The organism is Veillonella sp. VA139 (assembly GCF_003992005.1).
GTDB lineage: Bacteria > Bacillota > Negativicutes > Veillonellales > Veillonellaceae > F0422.
In genome coordinates, this window is record NZ_RQVL01000001.1 from 223724 (window position 1) to 247312 (window position 23589).

General features: G+C 40.3%; 19 protein-coding genes and 1 tRNA gene. 3 read left to right on the plus strand and 17 right to left on the minus strand.

The window, feature by feature from the left end; translation table 11 throughout:
• Positions 1-154: 154 nt before the first annotated feature.
• The 17 genes from recQ to EO125_RS01235 form a co-directional block, all read right to left on the minus strand.
• Positions 155-1972 (minus strand): DNA helicase RecQ, encoded by a 1818-nt coding sequence (gene recQ / locus EO125_RS01155; protein ID WP_127147273.1) that lies wholly within the window; start codon positions 1970-1972, stop codon positions 155-157.
• Between the two features lie 453 nt (positions 1973-2425).
• A complete protein-coding gene (gene putP, locus EO125_RS01160) occupies positions 2426-3856 on the minus strand; it encodes a sodium/proline symporter PutP (protein ID WP_240630408.1) in 1431 nt (476 codons plus the stop codon).
• A gap of 209 nt (positions 3857-4065) precedes the next feature.
• Entirely contained in the window at positions 4066-5352 is a 1287-nt protein-coding gene (gene eno, locus EO125_RS01165) for a phosphopyruvate hydratase (protein WP_127147275.1), read from the minus strand.
• 12 nt (positions 5353-5364) lie between these two features.
• On the minus strand, positions 5365-6891 hold the full coding sequence (gpmI, locus tag EO125_RS01170) for a 2,3-bisphosphoglycerate-independent phosphoglycerate mutase (protein ID WP_127147276.1): 1527 nt from the start codon (positions 6889-6891) through the stop codon (positions 5365-5367).
• Positions 6892-6910: 19 nt separating this feature from the next.
• Positions 6911-7663: a triose-phosphate isomerase gene (gene tpiA / locus EO125_RS01175; RefSeq protein ID WP_370447280.1), complete on the minus strand. Its 753-nt coding sequence runs from the start codon at positions 7661-7663 to the stop codon at positions 6911-6913.
• A 6-nt stretch (positions 7664-7669) separates the two neighbouring features.
• Entirely contained in the window at positions 7670-8848 is a 1179-nt protein-coding gene (gene pgk / locus EO125_RS01180; protein WP_127147278.1) for a phosphoglycerate kinase, read from the minus strand.
• Between the two features lie 188 nt (positions 8849-9036).
• A complete protein-coding gene (gene gap, locus EO125_RS01185; RefSeq protein WP_127147279.1) occupies positions 9037-10044 on the minus strand; it encodes a type I glyceraldehyde-3-phosphate dehydrogenase in 1008 nt (335 codons plus the stop codon).
• A 120-nt stretch (positions 10045-10164) separates the two neighbouring features.
• Positions 10165-10602 (minus strand): hypothetical protein, encoded by a 438-nt coding sequence (locus EO125_RS01190; protein WP_127147280.1) that lies wholly within the window; start codon positions 10600-10602, stop codon positions 10165-10167.
• Positions 10603-11010: 408 nt separating this feature from the next.
• Positions 11011-11094, minus strand: a tRNA-Leu gene (locus tag EO125_RS01195).
• A gap of 113 nt (positions 11095-11207) precedes the next feature.
• The gene (locus EO125_RS01200; RefSeq protein ID WP_127147281.1) at positions 11208-12584 is read right to left on the minus strand and encodes a cobyrinate a,c-diamide synthase; all 1377 of its coding nucleotides are present in this window, start codon (positions 12582-12584) and stop codon (positions 11208-11210) included.
• 10 nt (positions 12585-12594) lie between these two features.
• On the minus strand, positions 12595-13302 hold the full coding sequence (gene cobI / locus EO125_RS01205) for a precorrin-2 C(20)-methyltransferase (protein ID WP_127147282.1): 708 nt from the start codon (positions 13300-13302) through the stop codon (positions 12595-12597).
• A 162-nt stretch (positions 13303-13464) separates the two neighbouring features.
• Positions 13465-14289: a sirohydrochlorin cobaltochelatase gene (locus EO125_RS01210; RefSeq protein WP_127147283.1), complete on the minus strand. Its 825-nt coding sequence runs from the start codon at positions 14287-14289 to the stop codon at positions 13465-13467.
• Between the two features lie 235 nt (positions 14290-14524).
• Positions 14525-16945: an ATP-dependent Clp protease ATP-binding subunit gene (locus EO125_RS01215; RefSeq protein WP_127147284.1), complete on the minus strand. Its 2421-nt coding sequence runs from the start codon at positions 16943-16945 to the stop codon at positions 14525-14527.
• Positions 16942-18015 carry a protein arginine kinase gene (locus EO125_RS01220; protein ID WP_127147285.1) on the minus strand — a complete coding sequence of 358 codons (1074 nt, stop codon included), beginning with the start codon at positions 18013-18015 and terminating at the stop codon, positions 16942-16944. The genes EO125_RS01215 and EO125_RS01220 overlap by 4 nt, the downstream gene beginning before the upstream one ends.
• A 9-nt stretch (positions 18016-18024) precedes the next feature.
• Entirely contained in the window at positions 18025-18543 is a 519-nt protein-coding gene (locus EO125_RS01225) for a UvrB/UvrC motif-containing protein (RefSeq protein WP_127147286.1), read from the minus strand.
• A gap of 3 nt (positions 18544-18546) precedes the next feature.
• Positions 18547-19023 (minus strand): CtsR family transcriptional regulator, encoded by a 477-nt coding sequence (locus EO125_RS01230; protein ID WP_127147287.1) that lies wholly within the window; start codon positions 19021-19023, stop codon positions 18547-18549.
• A gap of 435 nt (positions 19024-19458) precedes the next feature.
• A complete protein-coding gene (locus tag EO125_RS01235) occupies positions 19459-19944 on the minus strand; it encodes a ferritin (protein ID WP_127147288.1) in 486 nt (161 codons plus the stop codon).
• A 276-nt stretch (positions 19945-20220) separates the two neighbouring features.
• Between EO125_RS01235 and EO125_RS01240 the strand changes: the two genes are divergently transcribed.
• From EO125_RS01240 to EO125_RS01250, 3 genes are read left to right on the plus strand one after another with little or no spacing between them, the layout of a single operon-like run.
• A complete protein-coding gene (locus EO125_RS01240; RefSeq protein WP_127147289.1) occupies positions 20221-21261 on the plus strand; it encodes a GTP-binding protein in 1041 nt (346 codons plus the stop codon).
• A 5-nt stretch (positions 21262-21266) separates the two neighbouring features.
• Entirely contained in the window at positions 21267-22754 is a 1488-nt protein-coding gene (locus EO125_RS01245; protein WP_127147290.1) for a permease, read from the plus strand.
• Positions 22751-23509 (plus strand): TIGR03943 family protein, encoded by a 759-nt coding sequence (locus tag EO125_RS01250; protein WP_164725870.1) that lies wholly within the window; start codon positions 22751-22753, stop codon positions 23507-23509. The genes EO125_RS01245 and EO125_RS01250 overlap by 4 nt, the downstream gene beginning before the upstream one ends.
• Positions 23510-23589: the final 80 nt, after the last annotated feature.

Sequence of the window (23589 nt, forward strand, 5' to 3'; positions counted from 1 at the left end):
GTATCAGCATATAGTATGTATATCTACATTTGCATCTATATTTATATCTATCCTATTTTTAAATCTATAGAAATATGTATATTAATAATCACAGTAATATCTGTATTGATTTTTACAGTGATCTCTAAGCTAACTTTTACATTTCCATCTATCGCTATATGTTGCCCTTAAACTCGGCTATGACCTTCAAAAATTCATTCCCATATTTGCGCAATTTCATATCTCCTACGCCTTTCACATTCGCCATATCTCCTAAGGTCAACGGTTCTTTTGCTACCATATCCAATAAGGTAGCATCTGAAAAGATCATGAACGGTTTGACCCCTTCTATTTTTGAAAGTTCCAAACGATGCACACGCAGAGCCTCAAATAAGGAGTTATTCTTAGTGGCTTTTGCTAGAGCATTTGATTTAGAACGACCCTGCATAGGACGATGTTCCCCTACCTCAATAGGCACATCTTTCACAGTGACCCGTCCCGCTAATACTTCATGACCTTGTTCTGTAAGGGATAAAATAGGATATTGTCCTCCCGAAGACGTCACATACCCCATCGCCATTAAGCGCTTAATAAAACCTTTTACATCTTTATCTGCCCAACGATTTAATTTGCCAAATACAGACAATCGGTGTAAGCGAAACTTCTCAATACGCTCCGTCCGATTCCCACATAGGATATCCGTAATCATGGTCACACCATATCGTTCTTCGGTATTCCAAATCGTATGCAATACGGCGCTCGCCTCGGCTGTTACATCCACTGCCACTCGTGGTTCATCACAGGTACTGCAATGATGACATTGATCCCAAGGCACTTGTTCACCAAAATAAGACAACATGAATTTACGTAGACACATAGGTGTATGACAATAATCGATCATAGCTTGTAGCATATTCCGCTCGATCCGTTGTCGTTCTGGTGGCAAATCACTTTGGCTCAAAATATATTGATGTACTGCCACATCTTGCCCATTGTAGAGCAAAATACAATCTGCATCGGCTCCATCTCGTCCAGCACGACCTGCCTCTTGGTAATAACTCTCCATATTTCGTGGCATTTGGTAATGAATCACATAGCGCACATTGCTTTTATCAATGCCCATACCAAATGCATTAGTAGCAACCATGACTTGTACTTCATCAAAGGCGTAACGATTCTGCTGGTACTTACGTTCTTCATCAGATAAACCGCCATGGTAGTAACCTGCTTTCACGCCGTATCGCAATAGCTCTCGATAAACCTTTTCCACATTCGCCCTAGTGGCGCAATAGATAATCCCCACATCATTTGGGTTGTGTAGCACATAATCCCGTACATATTCCATGCGCTTGCTTTCGTGAATCACAGAAAACGCTAAATTAGGACGATCAAATCCCGTAATATGCACACGAGCATTCTCCAATCCTAAGAGCTGTTTCATATCACGTTCTACTTCTTCCGTAGCGCTGGCTGTGAAAGCCCCTACCACAGGTCTATGCGGCAAGCTCTTAATAAAAGGTCCTATGGCCGTGAAAGAAGGCCTAAAATCATGGCCCCATTGTGACACGCAATGGGCTTCATCAATAATCACTTGACTGATCGGCAGCCCTCTCAGAAACTCACAAAACCCTTCGGACTCTAATTTTTCTGGCGCCAAATATAATAATTTGATACGCCCTTCACGCAAGAAATAGAGTATTTTATTTTGTTCCTCTCGGCTGAGGGTGCTATTCATATACGCTGCTGGCATACCTTGCTCTTTCAAGGTATCCACCTGATCTTGCATCAAGGAAATCAACGGAGAAAATACAATGGTAATGCCCGCCTTTAGCATAGCAGGAATTTGAAAGCAAATCGATTTACCTGCCCCAGTAGGCATGATGCCTAGCACATCTTGGTTCTCCAACAACGCTGTCACTGGCACCTCTTGAGCGGGGCGAAAACTAGAATATCCATAAAAATGTTGCAATGCTCGTAAAGCTCTAGCATCCATATGTCTTTCCTCCTCTCTAACTGTACACTCATCGAATCGTATTTATTCATTATACCATTTTTATGGGTTAGTATAAACCGTGTGCGCTAGAACTATCCTATCCTTTCCATAGTCATTGCCTATATCGTTATATGCACCTTACAGTTTTTTATACTATTCACCTAGTACAACTATTTCCTTCATCATGAACTAGCAGACATACCTATCTTGTTACACGTTCCCCTTAAGACAGTACCTTTCTTACCGCACGTTATAACTTTCTAACAAGACCTACTAGGACTTATAGTTGTATCCATACATATTGGTAAAAAAATATGCTAATTCATACAGACCCCAATGATTACTAAATGTGTGCTTTATAAGCGCATCATCTATAAGTATCTTCTACAAAAAAAATGTTGGCACTACTCCCGAAGGACTAGCCCCAACATTTCGTTTACAATGTGTATGTAATTATAAAATATGCATTTGTTCTGATGCATCGAACTCCGCTTGGATTTCTTTGCTTGGCTCATGATCCAACAAGCTTACTACAAAGATAGCAATGGCAGACAAGATGAAACCTGGTACGATTTCATACAAGCCGAACCAACCAAATTGTTTCCATACAAGAACGGTAATACCACCTACTAAGATACCAGCAATACAGCCTTTCAGAGTCATACGTTTCCAAGTCAACGAGATTAAAATAGCTGGACCAAAGGCAGCGCCGAACCCTGCCCATGCATAGGCCACCATCGTCAAGATATAGCTTTGTGGATTCACAGCCATCACGATAGCAATGGCAGATACAATCAATACAGTAGCACGGCTAACCATAACTAATTCACGGTCTCCTGCATCACGAGCAAACACGTTACGGTACAAGTCTTGTGACACAGAAGAGGCTGTCACTAGTAATTGCGCAGAGGCTGTACTCATGATCGCTGCCAATACGGCGGACCAAATTAAGCCTGCCACAAATGGGTTAAATAAATGCTCGCTCATCACAAGGAATACTGTTTCTGCATCAGCATCTACTAGAGGTGTTGTTAAATATACTTTACCAACAAGACCAACTGCCACCGCAGCCAACAAGGAGATCACAACCCAAATCATGGCAATATTCGTAGCTTTTTTCAACTCTTTCGCATCGGAAATCGCCATGAAACGCACTAAGATATGAGGTTGGCCAAAGTAACCAAGCCCCCATCCTAAGCTAGAAATAATACCTACTGCCAAGGTGAAAGTATCTTGTTCCGGTCCCCAAATGGATAACCCTGCAGGGAACTCCGTTGCAATTAAATGAACCGTTTCTGCAGGACCACCTAAATACATAGCTGCCGTTACAGGCACCAACAAGATGGCGAAGAACATCATGGTTCCTTGAATGCAGTCTGTTAAACTAACGGCTAAGAATCCACCTAAAAATGTGTAGAAAATAACTACTCCCGCTGTAATAAAGAGGGATGTCATATAATCTAATCCAAAAATGGTATTAAATAATTTACCACCTGCTACAAATCCAGAAGACGTGTAAATTAAGAAGAATATAACGATGAAGATAGCAGACACAACCGGCACAATTCTTGATGTATCATGAAAACGGTTTTTCAAATAATCCGGTATAGTCAAACTATTATTCGCTACCTCTGTATAATTGCGCAATCGTTTCGATACGAATACCCAGTTCAGCCACGTTCCCAAAGCTAAACCAATGGCAATCCATAACGCCGATATCCCAGTTGAGTAGGCAAATCCAGGTAAACCCATCAACATCCATCCACTCATGTCAGAGGCTTCCGCACTCATGGACGTGATCCAAGGGCCTAGCTGGCGACCTCCTAAAATATAGTCGTCTAAGCTATTAGACTTGCGGTAATAATATACCCCGATGTACATCATGAGGCCTAAATACAAAGCAAATGCCCCAATCACTTCAAAATTATTGTACACCCTACTCCTCCTTTCCTAATCCTTTCACCTTCACTTATAATTCTATAGAATGCATTTAGCATTAATCTTTTCTATTATATCACAGATTATATATATCGTCTTTCACAGATTTTATACAAAAAGGACCCCGCAGGGTCCTTTTTTATTTTCATATATCCTTATCGTTTGATATTATAAAACACATCGCTACCACGGTATTGCGCCGTTTCTGCCAACATGTCTTCAATGCGAAGTAATTGATTGTATTTCGCTACGCGTTCGGAACGAGCTGGGGCACCAGTTTTAATTTGGCCAGCGTTCACTGCCACAGCGATATCGGCAATTGTGGAATCTTCTGTTTCACCAGAACGGTGCGAGATAACTGCTGTATAGCCTGCACGTTTTGCCATTTCGATAGCATCGAATGTTTCTGTCAACGTACCAATTTGGTTCACTTTGATCAAGATCGCATTTGCTGTATCTTCTTTGATACCACGAGACAAGCGTTCTGTGTTCGTTACAAATAAATCGTCACCTACTAATTGAACAGTTTTGCCAAGGCGATCTGTCAACAGTTTCCAGCCTTCCCAATCTTCTTCTGCTAAGCCATCTTCGATGGAGTAGATTGGATATTTTTCGCAAAGCTCTGCATAGTATTCTACCATTTCAGCAGCTGTTTTTACTTTGCCTTCACCAGCTAAGTAATACTTACCATCTTTGTAGAACTCAGAAGATGCTGCATCAATAGCAAATACAATATCTTTACCTACTACAAGACCAGCTTTTTCAATAGCTTCTGTAATCACTTGTAATGCTTCTTCATTAGAACCTAAGTTAGGGGCAAATCCCCCTTCGTCACCTACACCAGTTGCCAATCCTTTTGCTTTCAATACACCTTTCAATGTATGGTATACTTCTGCACAATAACGCAACGCTTCCATAAAGCTAGTAGCACCGATTGGCATAATCATGAACTCTTGAATATCCACGTTATTATCTGCATGAGCACCACCATTTAAAATGTTCATCATTGGCACTGGCAATTCTTTTGCATTCGTACCGCCAAGGTATTGGAACAATGGTAAATCATAGGATTCTGCTGCCGCACGAGCTACCGCCATAGACACACCTAAAATAGCATTGGCACCTAATTTTGCTTTATTAGGCGTACCGTCCAATTCAATCATAATGCGGTCAATCGCCACTTGCTCAGATGCATCGAACCCTAAAATAGCAGGTCCAATGATGTCGTTCACGTTTGCTACCGCTTGCAATACACCTTTACCTAAATAACGAGGAGATTCGCCATCACGCAATTCTACCGCTTCAAATTGACCAGTGGATGCTCCAGATGGAACAGCAGCACGACCGATTGTGCCGTCTTCTAAATATACTTCTACTTCTACTGTTGGATTGCCACGGGAATCCATAATCTCTCTTGCGTATACATCAGTAATTACTGCCATTGTTACTTCTCCTTATTGTACTAACAAACTTTCACCACTCATCGCTTCAGGTTGCACAATGCCCCCTAATGCTAACATGGTTGGTGCTAAATCACAAAGCCGACCTGGTCGCAATGTGACACCCTCTGGGGCGCCCACTAAAATCAGTGGCACCGGATTCGTCGTATGCGCCGTGTGCGGAATCTCTGTGGTATGATCCACCATGACCTCAGAATTTCCATGGTCCGCTGTAATCAACAACTGTCCATTCATCTCTTGAATGGCTTTCACAATTTCTGAAAGCCCCGCATCTACGGCTAAAATAGCTCGTTTTGCTGCTTCAAAATCACCGGTATGACCTACCATATCTGGGTTCGCATAATTCAAAATAATCATATCATACTCGCCACTGCGAATGGCGGCCACAACCTTTTCTGTTACCTCTGGAGCACTCATCTCTGGTTGCAAATCATAGGTAGCCACCTTAGGAGATGGCACCAAAATTCGATCTTCTCCAGGGAATACATCTTCCTTACCACCATTGAAGAAATACGTCACATGCGCATATTTCTCTGTTTCCGCAATGCGCAATTGACGATAACCACCCTTAGCTAGCACTTCTCCTAAGGTATCTGTTAACAGTTCTTTATCATACACCACCGGCACTGGCAAGTCCGCTTCGTACCGAGTCATGCTCGCCACATAGGAACCTTGCAATACATGTTTCCGTTCAAAGCCAGTGAAATCAGGATCTACTACAGCACGCACCAATTGACGAGCTCGGTCAGGACGGAAGTTGAAGAACAAGATGGCATCTCCATCCTGCATACCTTCATACCCTTCCACCACAGATGGAATAACAAATTCATCTGTCGTTTCATCAACATAACTGTGTTCTACCGCTTCATGGGCACAACCTACTTCTGTGCCACTACCACATACTATGGCATTATACGCCAGTTGTACTCGTTCCCATCGTTGATCACGGTCCATACCATAATAACGACCGCCTACCGTCGCAATAGAGCCTAAGCCCAATTCCTTACAGTATGCCTCGATATCATCAATATAGGCCAAGGCACTTTGTGGAGGTACATCACGACCATCTAAAAAGGCGTGAATATACACTTTACCTACACCGGCACCCTTAGCACCACGAAGTAAGGATTTCAAATGGTCAATATGGGAATGAACGCCCCCATCCGACAATAAGCCTACTAGATGTAAAGCTTGTTTAGCCCCTTCTTCATACACTTTCACCAAGGTAGGACGAGTAAACAAGGTGCCTTCTTGCGCCTCTTTTGTGATACGTGTCAATTCTTGATACACAATGCGTCCGGCGCCGATGTTCAAATGACCTACTTCAGAGTTTCCCATTTGTCCATCCGGCAAGCCTACAGCCATACCAGACGCTTCTAACAAGGTGTGAGGACACGTGTCCCATAGGTCTAAAAATGTTCGGGGATTCGCTTGTACCACCGCATTTGTTGGATCTTGACCGTCCCCAATGCCGAATCCATCAAGGATGGTCAGCATCACTGGTCCTTTTAATTTTGCCATACTTTACCTCAAACCTATGTTAACAGGCCTTAATAATGCCTGTGAAAGTCTCTGCTTCCAAGGAAGCACCGCCCACTAACGCACCATCTACGTGGGCTTGGGCTAAAATATCTTTCGCATTCTCCGGTTTTACACTGCCACCGTATAGAATGCGTACTTGTTCTGCAATGTCCGGCGTATACATAGCGGCGATTTTCTCACGAATGCTTTGGCATACTTCCCCAGCTTGTTCCGCCGTCGCTGTACGACCTGTGCCAATGGCCCAAATCGGTTCATAGGCAATGACAACTTCTGTCATTTCTTCTGCCGGTACTCCATGCAATCCCATTTCTAATTGGGAATGAATGAAGGCCACCGTTTCTCCGCTTTCACGTTGATTTAAGCTTTCACCTACGCAAAGAATAGGGCTCATGCCATGTTGTAAGACAATGCGCACACGCTTATTCACGCAACGATCTACTTCTTTGAAGATAGAACGACGCTCGGAATGACCTACAATCACGTAGGACACACCTAAATCCGTCAACATCGCCGGAGATACTTCCCCTGTATAAGCACCAGATTCTTCGTGGAACACATTTTGAGCTCCCATGCGAATCTTTGTATCTTCCGCTAAATCAGCCACTGTGCTGATGGCCGTAAAAGGTGGACATACCACCACTTCACACGTTGCATCAGCCACTAATGTTTTCAATTGTTCTACGAATACTGTGGCTTCCGTATTCGTCATATGCATTTTCCAGTTTCCTGCAATGATCGGTTGTCGCATGATAACCTCCTATGCCTCTTGTAAGGCTGCAATACCTGGTAACACTTTGCCTTCTAAATATTCTAAGGATGCACCGCCACCAGTGGAAATATGAGAAATTTTCTGACTTAAACCGCTTTTTTCGATGGCCGCAATAGAATCGCCACCACCTACGATAGTGGTTGCGCTGGCCTCTGCCACTGCTTTCGCTACCGCATTGGTACCACCTGCGAAGGCTTCCATTTCGAACACGCCCATCGGACCATTCCAAACAATCATTTTCATCGGTGCCAAAGCCTCTGCGAATAGCTCACGACTCTTTGGTCCAATATCTAATGCCATCCAACCATCTTCGATGGCTGTAGCATCCACTACCTTATGATTCGCAGTTTCACTGAAAGCATCGGCTACAACGAAATCTACTGGTAATAATAGGTTAGTGTTGGTTTCTTTCGCACGAGCGATTAATTCACGAGCTAGTTCAAATTTGTCAGCTTCCACTAAAGAAGTACCCACATTATGACCTTGGGCCGCCACGAAAGTATTTGCCATACCACCGCCGATGATCAACACTTCTACTTTTGGTAATAAGTTAGAAATGACTTCAATTTTATCGCTTACCTTAGCACCACCGATGATAGCTGCAAATGGGTGCTCTGGATGCTCTACAGCACCACCTACATAACGAATTTCTTTTTCTAGCAAGAAACCAGCTCCCATTGGTAAGTATTTCGTAATCCCTTCCACAGAGGCATGGGCACGGTGAGACACTCCGAAAGCATCATTCACGCCTACTTCCGCTAACTCTGCTAAGGCTTTCGCAAAAGTAGGAGCATTTTTTTCTTCTTCTTTGTAGAAACGAAGATTTTCCAATACCACCACATCACCGGACTTCATTTCACTTACAGCTTGCGCTGGGATATCGCCGATGCAATCTTCTACAAAACGAACTGGTTGTTCTAATAATTCACTCAATCGTTTGGCACAAGGCGCTAAGGTAAACTCTGGTTTACGCTCGCCTTTTGGACGGCCTAAGTGCGATGCAATAACAACTTTTGCCCCTTGGTCAATCAAATGACGCAATGTAGGTAAGGTCGCACGAATCCGGGTGTCATCTGTGATAACGCCGTCTTTCAATGGTACATTAAAATCAACTCGAACAAATACTGTTTTGTTCGATACATTCATATTTGCTAGTGAAAGTTTCATACTGTCTCCTATCTATTTACAATTGATTATTCAGCATCTCTCAATCCTATCATTAGACGTATAGAGCTGTAAGTGTACTTGTCTATGAAGTACAGTCCATCGCAATATTTGCATGCTACACATCCAAACAAGAGATTACCTATCCATAGACACGACAAAAAGGGACTACTCTCGTAGTCCCCAGCAAATTATAAGCCTCGTTTGCTCATGTACACAGCTAGGTCAACAATACGAGAGGAATAGCCCCACTCATTGTCATACCAAGCTACTACTTTTGCCATATTGCCTTCCATCACCATTGTCAAATCTGCATCAACGATAGAACTACGAGCATCACCATTGAAGTCTTTGGATACTAATGGCAAATCAGATACGCCAAGAATACCTTTTAACTCACCTTCAGCTGCTTTGCGGAATGCCGCATTGATGCTTTCTTTAGTTGCTTCTTTTTCAAGTTCTACTACTAAGTCTGTAACAGATACATTTGGAGTAGGTACACGAAGAGCAAAGCCATTCAATTTACCTTTCAATTCAGGTAATACTAAAGCCACTGCTTTCGCTGCGCCTGTGGTAGTAGGAATAATGGACATCGCTGCTGCACGAGCACGACGTAAGTCTTTATGTGGTGCATCCAATACACGTTGGTCATTAGTATAAGAATGCACTGTAGTCATCATACCACGTTTAATACCAAATTCTTGATGCAATACTTTGGCAAATGGAGCTAAACAGTTTGTAGTACAACTTGCATTAGATACTACATGATGCGTAGCTGGATCATATTCATTTTCATTCACGCCCATTACAATAGTTTTATCTTCATCTTTACCTGGTGCGGAAATAATTACTTTTTTAACAGTGCCACCTAAATGCGCAGCTGCTTTTTCACGAGAACGGAATACACCTGTACATTCGATAACCACTTCTACCCCTTCGGAGGACCAGTTTAAGTTTGCCGGATCACGGTCACAGAATACACGTGTTTTTTTACCGTCTACTACTAAATATTCGCCTTCTACAGACACGTCACAGCTTAAATTGCCATGAATTGAGTCATGTTTAAACAGTAAAGCGGAACCTTCAATATCGCCAGTATCATTAATGGCTACTACTTCCACATCTGGGTTGTTAAGAGCCGCGCGCATGACGCATTTACCAATACGACCAAAGCCATTAATACCAATCTTCACTGCCATAATCAATTCCTCCTAATAATTCTTGTACTATATAAGTTGTTATACCTCTATTTTACAAGACTATTGGGGTTGGTGCAAGTTTTTTGTACCCTTGGATAGAATACCCTACTTTCATACACACTAATGAAGTAAACCTTTTTGTGAATTATACATTCGTTGCTTCATGTGCCAACAATGATAGGACCGTTGTAACTCTTGCAACTGCTCAGTCAATACTCCCCCCTGCAATAGTGCACGTACCAACTCAGCCGATTTAATAAACAATTCATCAATTTTAGCAGCTTTTATATAATTAATACTCCCTTCGTTGCTAATGATTACATCTACTAAGCTTACATATTCTTCTACAATTCCATCATTAAAATTGGCACACTCCAGTTGATTCTGATCAATAGCCAAATTCATACAAGTACAGAGCATGCACATATAATCCACTGCACCTTCTAACTTTTTTGGTGTTAACCTGCTATGTAATTGTTCTTTGGCTACTATCAAAGACGTACTAAAAAGGATTTTATAAAACCCCGTCTTGTCTAACGTATATGTATATTCGTTCATAGCTTTCTCCCTCACCTGCTACTTCTAGTAAATCCATACGTTCTTGCACAAGTTTTTTTACCTTTTAACATAGGTCCCTCCTTTCGTGAAGCTATACATTCATATCCTTCGCTCTAGGACTTCCTAGTAACCATTTCATCCTCCAACACACTTTTTGGGATTTATTATCACCTTGATTTGCATTTATCATATATAATTTTCCACAAACCGTCAATTATTTTTCATCATGAAACCTATATAAAATAATCATAACAAACTATCTTTCTACCTATTTACCTACACTTCTTAAGCCACCCTAAACTCTATTACTTTTTACAATTTATAACTATCTACTTCTTATGAAATAAAATCATTTATCAATCTAAAAATAAAAAAGCAGATACTATTTATACAGTATCTGCTAATCGTTGGTGCCGGAGGTGGGACTTGAACCCACACGGTGTTACCCGCTTGATTTTGAGTCAAGTGCGTCTGCCATTCCGCCACTCCGGCTTGTCAACGATATTATTATACACAGTGGCAAAAAAATTGTCAATCTTTTTTCACCTTTTGCATTATGCGTAAAACGCAAATTAAAATTACATTTTAAGATTCTTGCATTTTTACTACTTACGTTTACTATAGTCCTCACAAGAATCTACGAAAGCTTTCGCTGCCTCTTCACTGCCAGAGAAATTAATGTGTAAATAGGAGGCTAACACATTTTTGTGTGCATATCCACCTTGATAAGCCTTAGGCTTACGCCCTCCTACTAATTCAAAGGCCCAAGGAAATGGACTTTGTGTAGGTGTCATTGTAGAAAAATGGAACTCATGTCCACGCAAAGTATCTTTCACAGATCCTAAAATGCTTGGCTCCAGCATAGTGGCACTTACATAACCTACGCGTTGTAAACTTTGTTGCATTTCACAGGTAGCTGGTACAATCCCCACCATCGGATAGGTATTTCCTTCAAAATCAGTCACTGCTTCTGTCATATACATGAGACCACCGCATTCCGCATAGATTGGCATACCTTTTTCACTAGCCTTACGTATACTATCTTTCATAGATTCATTGTTCCCCAATTGAGATAAAAACATCTCTGGAAAACCACCGCCAAAAAAGATACCATCTACATCTGGCAAAAATTCATCTTTTAAAGGACTAAAATAATGCAACTCCGCCCCTTCTGCTTCTAAAGCTGCTAAGCTAGCTGGATAATAGAAAGAGAATGCTTCATCCATGGCAATGCCAATACGTACTCGTTTTTCTATGGACTCAACTATCTCCACATCATCTACAGATAAACTGGAAGCACTTTGTGCTAATTCTACTAAAGCATCCAAATTCACCATAACTTTTACAGCTTCACGAATAGTAGCAATAGCCTCTGTGGGATCAATTTCTGTCACTGGTGTCAATCCTAAGTGACGTTCTGGTGATTGCATGCGTTCGTCACGACGAATAGCCCCTAGTACGGGAACACCTAATTTCTTCATCGCCGTCCGTATCATATGTTCATGATTATCCGATCCTAATCGATTTAAAATAACTCCACCAAATTGAACCTCCGGATCATAATCCCGAAAGCCTTTAGCAATGGCTGCGGCACTTTCTCCCATAGCCTTACAATCGATAACTAACACTACTGGGGCTTTTAAATCCTTCGCAACTTGTGCAGTGGAACTTACTCCTTCACGTCCCCCATCATAAAGACCCATCACACCTTCTATAATAGAAATATCAGCAGTCTCCGCTTGTCCCACAAAGAAAGGAATCAATTTATGTGGTGGTACAAGCCATGTATCTAAATTATAACATTCTCGTTGGCTAGCAATTTTATGAAAGCCCGGATCAATATAATCCGGGCCTACTTTAAATGCCTGTACCGCTTTGCCCTGCTCCGTCAAAGCCGCCAATAGCCCTGCTACAATTGTTGTTTTTCCAACACCCGAGTTGGTGCCTGCTATAACTATTCTTGGTCGTTGTACAGTATTCATAACATACCTCTTAGCGATCTTTACGTTTCGCCAAAATTGTAGATAAATAGTTTAATTTTGTATCAGATGGCAATGCATCTACGTTACGATAGACTTCTTCCTCTGGCAGTCCAACACGAGAAATCATCACAGCCTCTTCTGCCATGTCATGCTTGCGAAGTATATCTTGTACTTCAGCAAAATTTCTATACACCTTCATAATAACCGCATCATCAGCTACGGCAAGTACAGCATCAATTTTTTCTTTTGGTGCTGTGGCTGGAATGATAGCCAACACTTCTTCTTTTTCAACGATTGGATATCCCAAGTGAGATCCAATCGCACAGAATGCTGTTACCCCTGGGATTGTTTCAATCTCAAAACCTGCGGACTCTACCAAGCGATACACATACATGTACGTACTGTAGAACATAGGGTCACCCAATGTTAAGAATACCACTTGCTTACCTTGCTCTAATAAACCCGTAATGATTTGGCGCGCTTCTTCCCAGCCCTTGGATTGCTCGTTGTCATCCAATACCATCGGGAATACAACAGGCACAATTTCTGTATGTTCTTGAATATATGGTTCTGCAATATGTAATGCTACAGATCCATCTTTCTTTTCTGTTTTAGGTGTAATAATAACGTCTGCTTCTCCCACAATACGAGCGGCTTTCACCGTCATCAATTCAGAATCACCAGGACCTACACCAATACCATATAATTTACCTTTCATTAGGACACCTCTTCTATGTATTTACCTAGGACTTGTGAAAGTCACTAATCCCAAACTATGTTAACTAATTTAGTATATCATGATTGCCTATTAATGTATATGTGGCAACCTTGTAAATCATCACAATAACACTTACAACCATTGGTATACATACTTTTAACATTATAATCGTTTTTGATATAAACCTTTCATAGCATCTGTCAAATGTTCTGTATAGATAGCTTGAATTTCTGCATATTCTCCAAGGCCTTTTTTGTATTGCACCACTTCATAGCCTGCTCCTGTTAATACAGATAGCAAGCTATCTTCTTCATCGCCAAACAAATCATTCAATGCATGGTCACCACAAACCAATAACAATGGGTGCAGATGTACTTTTTTATGGGACTCTGTTTCTCGTTCCCAACGTTGTAATACATCTTCTGGAGTTGGGAAATTTTCCAATGTGGCAATCGAAACATTGTGTAAACCTTCCTGTTGCAACTTCAATTGTAACACTGCGTACGACGCATTACCCACATTAAACCCACCATGACCTACTAGAAGTAAATCTTCTGTTTCAGGAACGTGTAAGGCCTTGATAAAACAATCAATCAATATTTGATAATCATCTGGCACTTCCTCTTCTTGTCCCATGAAATACAAAAGAGGTCTACCAAATACAATCTCTTGTACAGAGCCTTTTCCATTGAACTCCATAATATTTTTTCGAAGCTTATCAAACTCTGCACCACCTACTAAATGTGTAGGCTGCACAATGATGCGTTCATAGCCTTCTTCCACAATTGTTTCCATGGCTTCTATTTCATTTTGGAATACAACCCCTCTGTCCTTTAAGCGTTTAATAACAATTCTAGATGTGAAAGCCACCCGTACCTCATGATTCGGATATGCTTTGCGAATCGCATCGACTACTGGAAAAATTTGGTTCTCTCTCGCACTGTCTACCGTGGAACCAAAAGATGTGACTAGAATAATCTCTTTCATGTTATACCTCATACTTAAATAAAGAATATACCTATCTATAGTGTAAATTAAAATTGGTGTTCTGTAAAATAAATATAAGTCATTAACCAATCTCTTCCCACACTAATGCATTACGCTACTCTAATATACTCTTCTTATATCTATATACAACATCTTACATAGTAGAGTGCAGGTGAACATAAAAGAGCTATACCCAGTTGCCTTCATAACAACTAAGTATAGCTCGTTTCTTATATTACTTTACAGTAATCGCAATATCATCATTTTCTACTACTACATGAATTGTTTTACCTTCTCCTGCTTTACTTTCTAAGATAGCATCAGAAATTGGATCTTCTACTAACCGTTGGATAGCTCGTTTCAAAGGTCTTGCCCCCATAGCAAAGTCAGTTCCTTCTGCCACGATTTTATTCATAGCTTCATCAGATACTTCTAGTTCCATACCTTGTTCATGTAATCGTGTTGTCACAGATTGCAATAAAATACGCACAATGCGTTCCAATTGTTCTGTTTCTAAAGCATGGAAGACAATCATTTCATCAATACGATTTAAAAACTCTGGACGGAAATGAGATTTTACAGCTTGGAGTACATCCTTTTTCATAGACTCTTTATCTTTTCCACTTTCTTCTTCTCCTTTAGCTGCTAAGAATCCCATAGCTGCCGTATCTTCTTTGAGATACTTTGCTCCTAAGTTACTTGTCATAATAATCACTGTATTTCTAAAATCGACTGTACGACCTTGGTTATCTGTTAATCGTCCATCATCCAAGACTTGTAATAAGATATTAAAGAAATCTGGATGTGCCTTTTCTACTTCATCAAAGAGAACCACACTGTATGGGCGACGACGAACAGCCTCAGTTAATTGACCACCTTCATCATATCCAACATAGCCCGGAGGCGCTCCCACTAAACGGCTCACCGCATGTTTTTCCATATACTCTGACATGTCGATACGAATCATAGCATTTTCATCACCAAATAAATTGGATGCTAAGGATCTAGCTAATTCTGTTTTACCAACCCCTGTAGGGCCTAAGAATAGGAAAGAACCAATAGGACGTTTTGGGTCTTTCAATCCAGCTCTTGCACGACGAACTGCTTTCGATACAGCTACGACAGCTTCATCTTGACCGATGACACGTTGATGTAACTCTTCTTCCAAGCGCAATAAGCGTTCCGATTCTTCTTCTGCCACTCGTGATACAGGGATACCACTCCATTCAGAAACAACAGTGGCTATTTCAGACTCTGTCACTACTAGCTTGGATTCGCTGTCTTTTTTGCTATCTTCTTGTTTTGATGCAATGTCAGATTCTAATTCTTTTTCTTTATCACGAAGTATAGCTGCACGCTCAAAGTCTTGGGCTGTCACAGCTGCCTCTTTTTCTTTTTGTACTTGCACTAACTCATCTTCTAAGGCTTTCACATCTGGAGTTGCCGTAAACACAGCCATACGGATTTTAGATGCCGCCTCATCCATCACATCAATTGCCTTATCTGGTAAGAATCGATCTGCAATATACCGGCTAGATAAATGCACGGCTGCTGCCAAGGCTTCATCTGTAATTTGTACTTTATGGAATGCTTCGTAGCGATCACGTAAGCCCTTCAAAATAGATAACGCATCTTCTTCACTTGGTTCTCCCACTTGTACTGGTTGGAAACGACGTTCTAAGGCAGCATCTTTTTCAATATGCTTTTTATATTCATCTAATGTAGTAGCTCCAATCACTTGGAAATTGCCACGTGCTAAGGCTGGCTTCAAGATATTCGCTGCATCCATGGCTCCTTCTGTAGCACCTGCTCCAATCAAAGTGTGAATTTCATCAATAAATACAATCATATCATCATGGGCTTGCACTTCATCCATCACTTTTTTCAAGCGTTCTTCAAATTCACCGCGATATTTTGCTCCTGCTAACATGGAACTTAAACTTACCGAAATAATGCGCTTATCTCGTAATACATCCGGTACATCACCACTGACAATGCGTTGCGCTAAGCCTTCAGCAATAGCCGTTTTTCCAACCCCAGGTTCTCCGATAAGGACTGGATTATTTTTCGTACGACGACTTAAAATCTGAATCACCCGTTGAATTTCTGTATCACGACCAATGACAGGATCGATCTTGCCTTGTTTTGCACTTTCATTAAGATCTGTAGCATAGTCAGAAATTTCGCCTAAATCACTAGCTGGTGTTGGACTAGAACTTTGTTCTTCTCCACCTACGATAGCATTTACTTTTTCTACTACATCCTCTGGACGAATCCCTTTCGATGCTAATAATTGCATGGCTACGCCACCACCATCGTACAATAGACCCAATAAAATGTGCTCTGTACCGATGTAGTTATGTCCACGACTATTGGCGGCTTGTTGGGCTAAGTCCAACACATGTTTTGTACGCGGTGTCATTTGCAATTGCCCACCACTATGTGTACCTTTACCAACTGCACGAATCACTTCTTGTTCTAATGCCTTCCCTTCTACTCCTAATGCTAGCAACGCACGAGCAGACACTGATTTTTCTTCTTCTACAAGACCTAACAACAAATGCTCAGTTCCTACATAATTATGTTTAAATTCAACTGCTTTTTCTTGGGCAATTGCTAACGCGCGTTTTGCCCCTTCTGTATATCTTTCTATCATTTTCTTCCTCCTTTTGAACCTCGTAATAAGGTATCTCGTATCACTTGTGCCCTTCGACTATCACGTTCCTGCGCGCCCATCGACTCTTTTCCTACTAATTTGGCTAGGAAATTAGGTCTTGTAATGACTAGCATTTCATGAAAGTTCATGTTCACATCTATTAATTTCATATCTATGCCTAACTGGACATCACTCAATAAGGCCAAGGCTTCTTCTCCCGAAATACGGCGTGCATGGGTCAAAATACCATAGGACCTCCACACCTTATCTTCTATGCCTTCTTTATCTGTAGTCCATAATTCAGACCGTGCTTTTTCTTCCTCTTTTACAACACCTTGTACAATCTGTGAAAGTTGTTCAATGGTTGCTTGCTCACTAATTCCCATGGTTTGCTGATTGGAGATTTGATATACATGACCTAATCCCTCAGATCCTTCACCATAGAGACCTCGTACAGAATAGCCCATGCGGATAATACTACGAATAATGCGCTGTAATTTGCCCGTCATTGACAACGCTGGAACATGGACCATCACGGACGCTCGCATTCCCGTTCCTACATTGGTAGGGCAGGCAGTTAAGTATCCAAAATCTTTTGAAAATGCATAATGGTATTTACTTTCTATCACATCATCAATAGCTACCACTCGTTCATAGGCTTTTTCTAATTGTAATCCTAATTCCATGGACTGAATCCGCAAATGATCTTCTTCATTCACCATAATGGCAATACGAGAGTCTTCAGAAATGATGACACTTCGTTCTTGACTCTGGGTCGCCAAATTAGGAGAAATTAAGTGTTTTTCTACTAGCACATCTCGTTCCATAGGGCTTAAAGATGCCAAGTTAATTTTTGAAAAGCTTTCACCATAGGCTGTTTGTAAAGGGGTAGTCATAGACCGCATATACCCATCAACCTTAGTTAAATCATCGATATCTCCTCGATTGGTAAACGGTATATCTTTAAAATTTCTTGCTAATCGGATACGACTAGATAAAACAATGCGATGATCTAAGCCAGATTCTTTCATCCAAGGCGACAAGGCCTCATCTAAAATAGTATGTAACATAGACCCTCCTTAATTTGATATTTTGGACTGTTCTAAAGACTTAATTTCATCACGAATTTGTGCGGCTCTTTCAAATTGTTCTTCCTTTACCGCCCGAATTAGCTCATTTCGTAGTTGCTTAATCGTTTGCTCTACTTTCAAATCTGCCGCTCCTCGTTGAGGAATGCGACCTTCATAAGAAATAGATCCTTGAATGCGCTTAATTAAGGGAACTAAGTGCTGACGAAATGCCTCGTAGCATCTATCACAACCTAGTCGACCTTGATGATTAAATGCCGATATAGTCATGCCACATTGTGGGCAAGTAACCTGTTTGCTATTACCCAATGCACTTTGAGGGTACATAACATTGGCAAAAAATTGATTATTGAAAAAGCTATCATCAAACATAGAAGAAAACATGGATCCACTCCCCTGCTCTTTTTGATTGGCACATTGTTGGCAATAATGATGCTCCTCTTTTGCTCCATTCACGATAGATGTCATATGAATGTTTGCATTTTCTTTACCACAAGAATCACATTTCATAGTCTACACCTCCTCATTTATGATGTTCATAATGGCTTGATAAAAACGCTCTGCTGCTTCTTTTCTACGTTCCGTTGGCACATCTTGTAAGATTCTAACAAATGCTTCATGTAACATAGCTGCTTCACGCTTTGTAATACGTGCTTCTTTCATATGTTGGAATAATACTTGGTCAATACAACCAATTGTAATAACAGTTTCCTCTTCATTACGTTTTTGAGTTTTTTCTAAGGGAATCAGGACTTTTGTTCTTACCGGTTCCATAACTCTAGTAATTGTGATTGATCCGCCTAATCCCCGTCTGGATTGAACAATGAATCCTCGGTCATTTGAAAATCGTGTACTCAGCACATAGCTAATTTGTGAGGGCGCACAATCCAAAGTCTCGGCTAGTTCATTTCTCCTTAGCGTAATGCCTTCCTGTTCCTCTAATAATTTCGTCAGTATAAATTGTTCAATCTTATCTGCTAAAATGCTCATAGTATAACCTCATTCCTTCTACTCTCGATGTTCTATTCATAATACCTAGACTCTTTATATCCTCATACCCAATCCCTTTATGAATAAGACAACCATAGTTTGACTTTTTGTTCTTTTCTATGGTTAGATTATATCTGACTTTTTGACCTTTGTCAAATACTTTTTTGACTTTTTGACTAATTAGTTTAAAAAATAATGTAGACCACCATTCGTATATGAATCGTGCCCCACATCGATAGCAATACAAAATAGGTAGCCTCTCTATTAGAAAGGCTACCTATCCTATATTCTAGCAAACAACATCACTCTTACCACTATCATTGTGTATTTTATATGTTGTGTGTTAGGTTTGTGTATTTTTGTGTGTTTTGTGTGTGTTGTGTGTGTTAGGTTTGATAGGAAGTTCTCACTTCACAGTAAGAGTGAATGTATCAATTATTGGCGGTTTCCTAATTTGGAATCCAAGAATAATTGTGCAGAACGGCTATCTTGTGCAAATGTGAATTGATCTACTAAGTCAGTTGCATTCGCTTCTTCTTCTACTTGTTCTTCTACGAACCAGTTTAAGAAAGATACTGTTGCATAATCTTTTTCTTCTAATGCTAATGCATATAAGTTGTGGATTTTGCCAGTAATCATTTGCTCATGAGCCAATACTGCTTTTGCCACATCTAATGGATTAGTCAAAGTAGATGCTGTGTTTTTTACATCACCTAATGTTACTTTTTCATTGTTGTTTTGTAAGTAATCAATGAATTTGAAAGCATGAGTTACTTCTTCTTGATATTGTGCGCGTAACCATGCGGAGAAACCTTTGAAGTTAGCATCAGCCATAGCTAGGGAAAGAGCTAAATATGTAGATGCTGCATTAAATTCGAAAATTACTTGTTCGTTAAGAGCTTGTGCTACTTTTTGATTCATGTTTTTATACCTCATATATACTTAATGTAAACTAAATTAAATCGATATATTCTCATATCTTGACTTCATTATATCAGACAAATCGAAATAAATCAATCTCCTTTTTCTATTTTTTTCGATTTTTTATCATTTATTCATTATTTTGATAACGGTTGTAAGTTAAGCAGACTGAATGCTCAATCATTCATGCATAGCTGACTAAAAGAGAGTATACTATTCATGCAAGAACTTTCATTTTACTATATATAACATTTATTCACATTGGAGGTGAGATGTATGATGAATCTAATCAGTCGTGCTTTTACTCGAGCAAAACAAAATCTAAGTTCCCACAAAGTAAAAGTGTATATTGTCTCTGGTTTTCTAGGCGCTGGAAAGACAACTTTCATTCAGCAACTCATACAAGAATTACCGGATCCAACAAGAGTTTTGATTTTAGAAAATGATTTCGGTCAAGTCAATTTGGACGGCACCCTTCTTCGTGAACAAGGATATACCGTTCGCGAGCTCACATCTGGATGCATTTGTTGTAGCTTAGCCGGCGATTTCCGTAGAGCTTTAGTAGATATTTTAGACACTCAAGATGTGGATTATATTATCATTGAACCATCTGGGGTGAGTCAACTATCTGACATTCTAGCTATTTGCAAGGATTCATCTATTGCCAAACGCATTGAGCTCACCGGTTGTGTGTCCATTGTGGATGCCATGCGAGCTCCAATGTACTACAAAAACTTTGGGGTCTTCTTTAAAGATCAAATTGCCTACTCAAGCCAAGTCTTTATTAGCCATCAAGAAGATGAAGATTTGCTACAAAACACCTTGGAAATTATTCGTCTCTTAAATCCAGCTGCACCGATTTACATCGTGCCTTGGAAAGAGATTACCCTTTCAAAATATATTTCCATGTATCCACGAGAGCAAGCTGTCTCAACTTTATCTCCAACCAAGCACATTGAAAATCATACAGGTCATCATACAGCACGGAATCACCCAGAGATTCCTCACCATGACCACATTGCTCATCACGCACAGGCTAAAGATGCTTTCTTAACATGCACTGTAGAATGCACCTTACCTCGCACCATCGATGAATGGCAAGATCATTTGAAAGCCCTCATCGAAACGAATACAACTGGTCATATCTTACGCTTGAAAGGTTGCATTCCTCTGTCCACAGGAGGGCAAGCCTTAGTACAATACAACGGTACTGGTTTAGAGATTACTCCTACCACATTACATGATTCATATTTAACCATTATTGGTCCTTCTTTGAACAATGATGCGTTGCAGTCTTTTATTAATGGAACAATGTAACACCTATGAAAACTATCCCCACCTATGTAGTGATGGGCTTTCTTGGCTCAGGAAAGACAAACACCATCACTGCTGGTATTGAAAGTCATAAAATTTCAAATGTTCTTCTCTTTCAATTTGAGCAGGGCTTACAAAGTCCTGCTCTTTCCAACGAAAGAGTGTATACTTTCTCCATCGACGATGATTCCAAGAACACTATCTCCACTTGTCAGCAAGTATTACAAGATCATCAGTATCGTGAACTTTGGATCGAATGGAATGGCATGGGCTCCTTAGAAAGTTTTGAAGAACTTTTTCTACACTCTCCCTTAGGAGATATGTTAGACATTAAACATATTTATTATGTGACCCATCCAGAATGGGTAGAGTCACAATTACCGTATTTAGGGGAAATTCCCCTTTCACAAATTCGTTATAGCGATACAGTCATACTGGGCAACACTACGCAAGAAAAGGCTAAAGAGTATACTGAATTAGCTCCTAATAGTACTTGGATTGCCTGCCAAAATGTGAAGCAATGGCCTATCACAAAACCTATACAAATGTCTAAGCCTGGATGGAAACAATATGCAATCATTCCTATCTTATTAGCCTTGGGATATATGTTTTATGCACAGCCTAATTGGGTAACCATGACCACGGCCATCTTATTACAGATGATACCATTTTTACTGTTAGGGACTGGCATATCCGTCATCGTAGAACAACATGCCTCTCCCTATCGCATAGAAAAATATCTACATCGTTCTCCTATGCTCGCCTATATACTAGCTATTATCATGGCTTGTACTATGCCACTCTGTGATTGCGCGGTAATCCCTATCTTACGCAGTCTAACACGGCAAGGTATGGAACCGAAAGTTAGTCTATTCTTTACGATGATTAGTCCTTTGCTAAATCCCATTGTACTACTCTCCACTTATTATGCATTCCCAAAAGAACCTATGATACTCTGGGGACGACCTTTACTAGGAATTTTGCTTGCTTTTATTGTCAGCCAATATTGTGGCTCTCGTATCTATGGTCGTACCGATGCATTTCCTCCATGGAAACAATTAACTCTAGTAAAATCGCTGTCAAAAGACATAGGATTTTTCGGAAGATTACAAGAAGAAACCTTACGCCTATTGCCCTTTATCATAATTGGGTCTATACTAAGTAGTGGGTTACAATTATTTTTACCTAAACAATGGTTACAAGATATATCCTTATCTGGTTCCATTTTAGTCATCTTCGGTATGATGGCACTCGCCTTTTGCGTATCCATCTGCTCTACTGCAGATGCCATTATCGCTCGGTCCTTTATGAACGTCATTCCTTTACCAGGAATCTTGGCATTCTTACTGTTTGGACCTCTATTAGACATTAAAAACTACGTCTTATTACGAAATCTGTTCCCTAATTCCTTTGTGAAAGTATATAGTATTTCTATCATTCTGGGAACAACGATTATATGTATCCTATTTTCGATCATAGGAGGTTATGCACTATGAAATACATTCCTACAATTAACATTCACGCAGCGGTAGAAATCGTAGCCTCTGCTAGTTGCAGCCTATCCTTGTTGTATTTATTAACAACAGGCTCCATCTATCGTTTAATTGCCCCTAATTCCTATATCATCGCTTTGCTATGGGCTTTGACATTATTACTATTATGGAGCACAATCAAAGCAAGTAAAAACATATTCCGTAGATCTTATGGATCTTCGTATCGAAATGCTATCCTGTACGGATTGTGTACATTATTGTTAAGTCCATCCATCTTCCATGCCCAAGCCTTTGCATTACCAGCGGAAGAGCCTGTGGACCAAGTCATTTCCATCACTAAAGAACCAGTTCCAACGAACGATTATAAAAACATTGGTGATGGCATCGATGATACGCATCGACACATTACATTAACATCTAGAAATTATTACGATACAATTTTAAAAGTATCTAATCACATTGAAAAATATAAAGGCTATACAGTAACAGCTACAGGCTATATTTCTTATCATGACAAAGCTTTACAAGGCAATGACTTTGTATTAGCTCGTGATTTAATGATTTGCTGCGTAGCAGATATGTCTCCATTTGGATTACCTACAGAGTACTCCTCCACCACACCATTGTTAGAGCATACTTGGTATACAATGGAAGGAACTATCGGCACTCGTAACTTCCACGGTGTAGAACAGCCTTACATCGTAAACAGCAAAATTACACAAGCCGATGCTATCGATGGATATATTTTCCCGAACTAAATAGGCTCTTTGTCAAGTTTTGGGGACAGCAATTAATCTATTCAGTTTCTTTCATATAAGAACTGTATAAAAATGTAAAT

Excerpts from the sequence above, each read along its gene's own strand:
- EO125_RS01215 (WP_127147284.1), bottom strand. The coding sequence starts at position 16,945 with ATGATAGAAAGATATACAGAAGGGGCAAAACGCGCGTTAGCAATTGCC.
- EO125_RS01245 (WP_127147290.1), top strand. The coding sequence starts at position 21,267 with ATGAAAACTATCCCCACCTATGTAGTGATGGGCTTTCTTGGCTCAGGA.
- EO125_RS01235 (WP_127147288.1), bottom strand. The coding sequence starts at position 19,944 with ATGAATCAAAAAGTAGCACAAGCTCTTAACGAACAAGTAATTTTCGAA.
- putP (WP_240630408.1), bottom strand. The coding sequence starts at position 3,856 with ATGATGTACATCGGGGTATATTATTACCGCAAGTCTAATAGCTTAGAC.
- pgk (WP_127147278.1), bottom strand. The coding sequence starts at position 8,848 with ATGAAACTTTCACTAGCAAATATGAATGTATCGAACAAAACAGTATTT.
- gpmI (WP_127147276.1), bottom strand. The coding sequence starts at position 6,891 with ATGGCAAAATTAAAAGGACCAGTGATGCTGACCATCCTTGATGGATTC.
- recQ (WP_127147273.1), bottom strand. The coding sequence starts at position 1,972 with ATGGATGCTAGAGCTTTACGAGCATTGCAACATTTTTATGGATATTCT.
- EO125_RS01225 (WP_127147286.1), bottom strand. The coding sequence starts at position 18,543 with ATGAAATGTGATTCTTGTGGTAAAGAAAATGCAAACATTCATATGACA.
- eno (WP_127147275.1), bottom strand. The coding sequence starts at position 5,352 with ATGGCAGTAATTACTGATGTATACGCAAGAGAGATTATGGATTCCCGT.
- EO125_RS01240 (WP_127147289.1), top strand. The coding sequence starts at position 20,221 with ATGATGAATCTAATCAGTCGTGCTTTTACTCGAGCAAAACAAAATCTA.
- EO125_RS01210 (WP_127147283.1), bottom strand. The coding sequence starts at position 14,289 with ATGAAAGAGATTATTCTAGTCACATCTTTTGGTTCCACGGTAGACAGT.
- EO125_RS01230 (WP_127147287.1), bottom strand. The coding sequence starts at position 19,023 with ATGAGCATTTTAGCAGATAAGATTGAACAATTTATACTGACGAAATTA.
- EO125_RS01250 (WP_164725870.1), top strand. The coding sequence starts at position 22,751 with ATGAAATACATTCCTACAATTAACATTCACGCAGCGGTAGAAATCGTA.
- gap (WP_127147279.1), bottom strand. The coding sequence starts at position 10,044 with ATGGCAGTGAAGATTGGTATTAATGGCTTTGGTCGTATTGGTAAATGC.
- EO125_RS01190 (WP_127147280.1), bottom strand. The coding sequence starts at position 10,602 with ATGAACGAATATACATATACGTTAGACAAGACGGGGTTTTATAAAATC.
- EO125_RS01220 (WP_127147285.1), bottom strand. The coding sequence starts at position 18,015 with ATGTTACATACTATTTTAGATGAGGCCTTGTCGCCTTGGATGAAAGAA.
- cobI (WP_127147282.1), bottom strand. The coding sequence starts at position 13,302 with ATGAAAGGTAAATTATATGGTATTGGTGTAGGTCCTGGTGATTCTGAA.
- EO125_RS01200 (WP_127147281.1), bottom strand. The coding sequence starts at position 12,584 with ATGAATACTGTACAACGACCAAGAATAGTTATAGCAGGCACCAACTCG.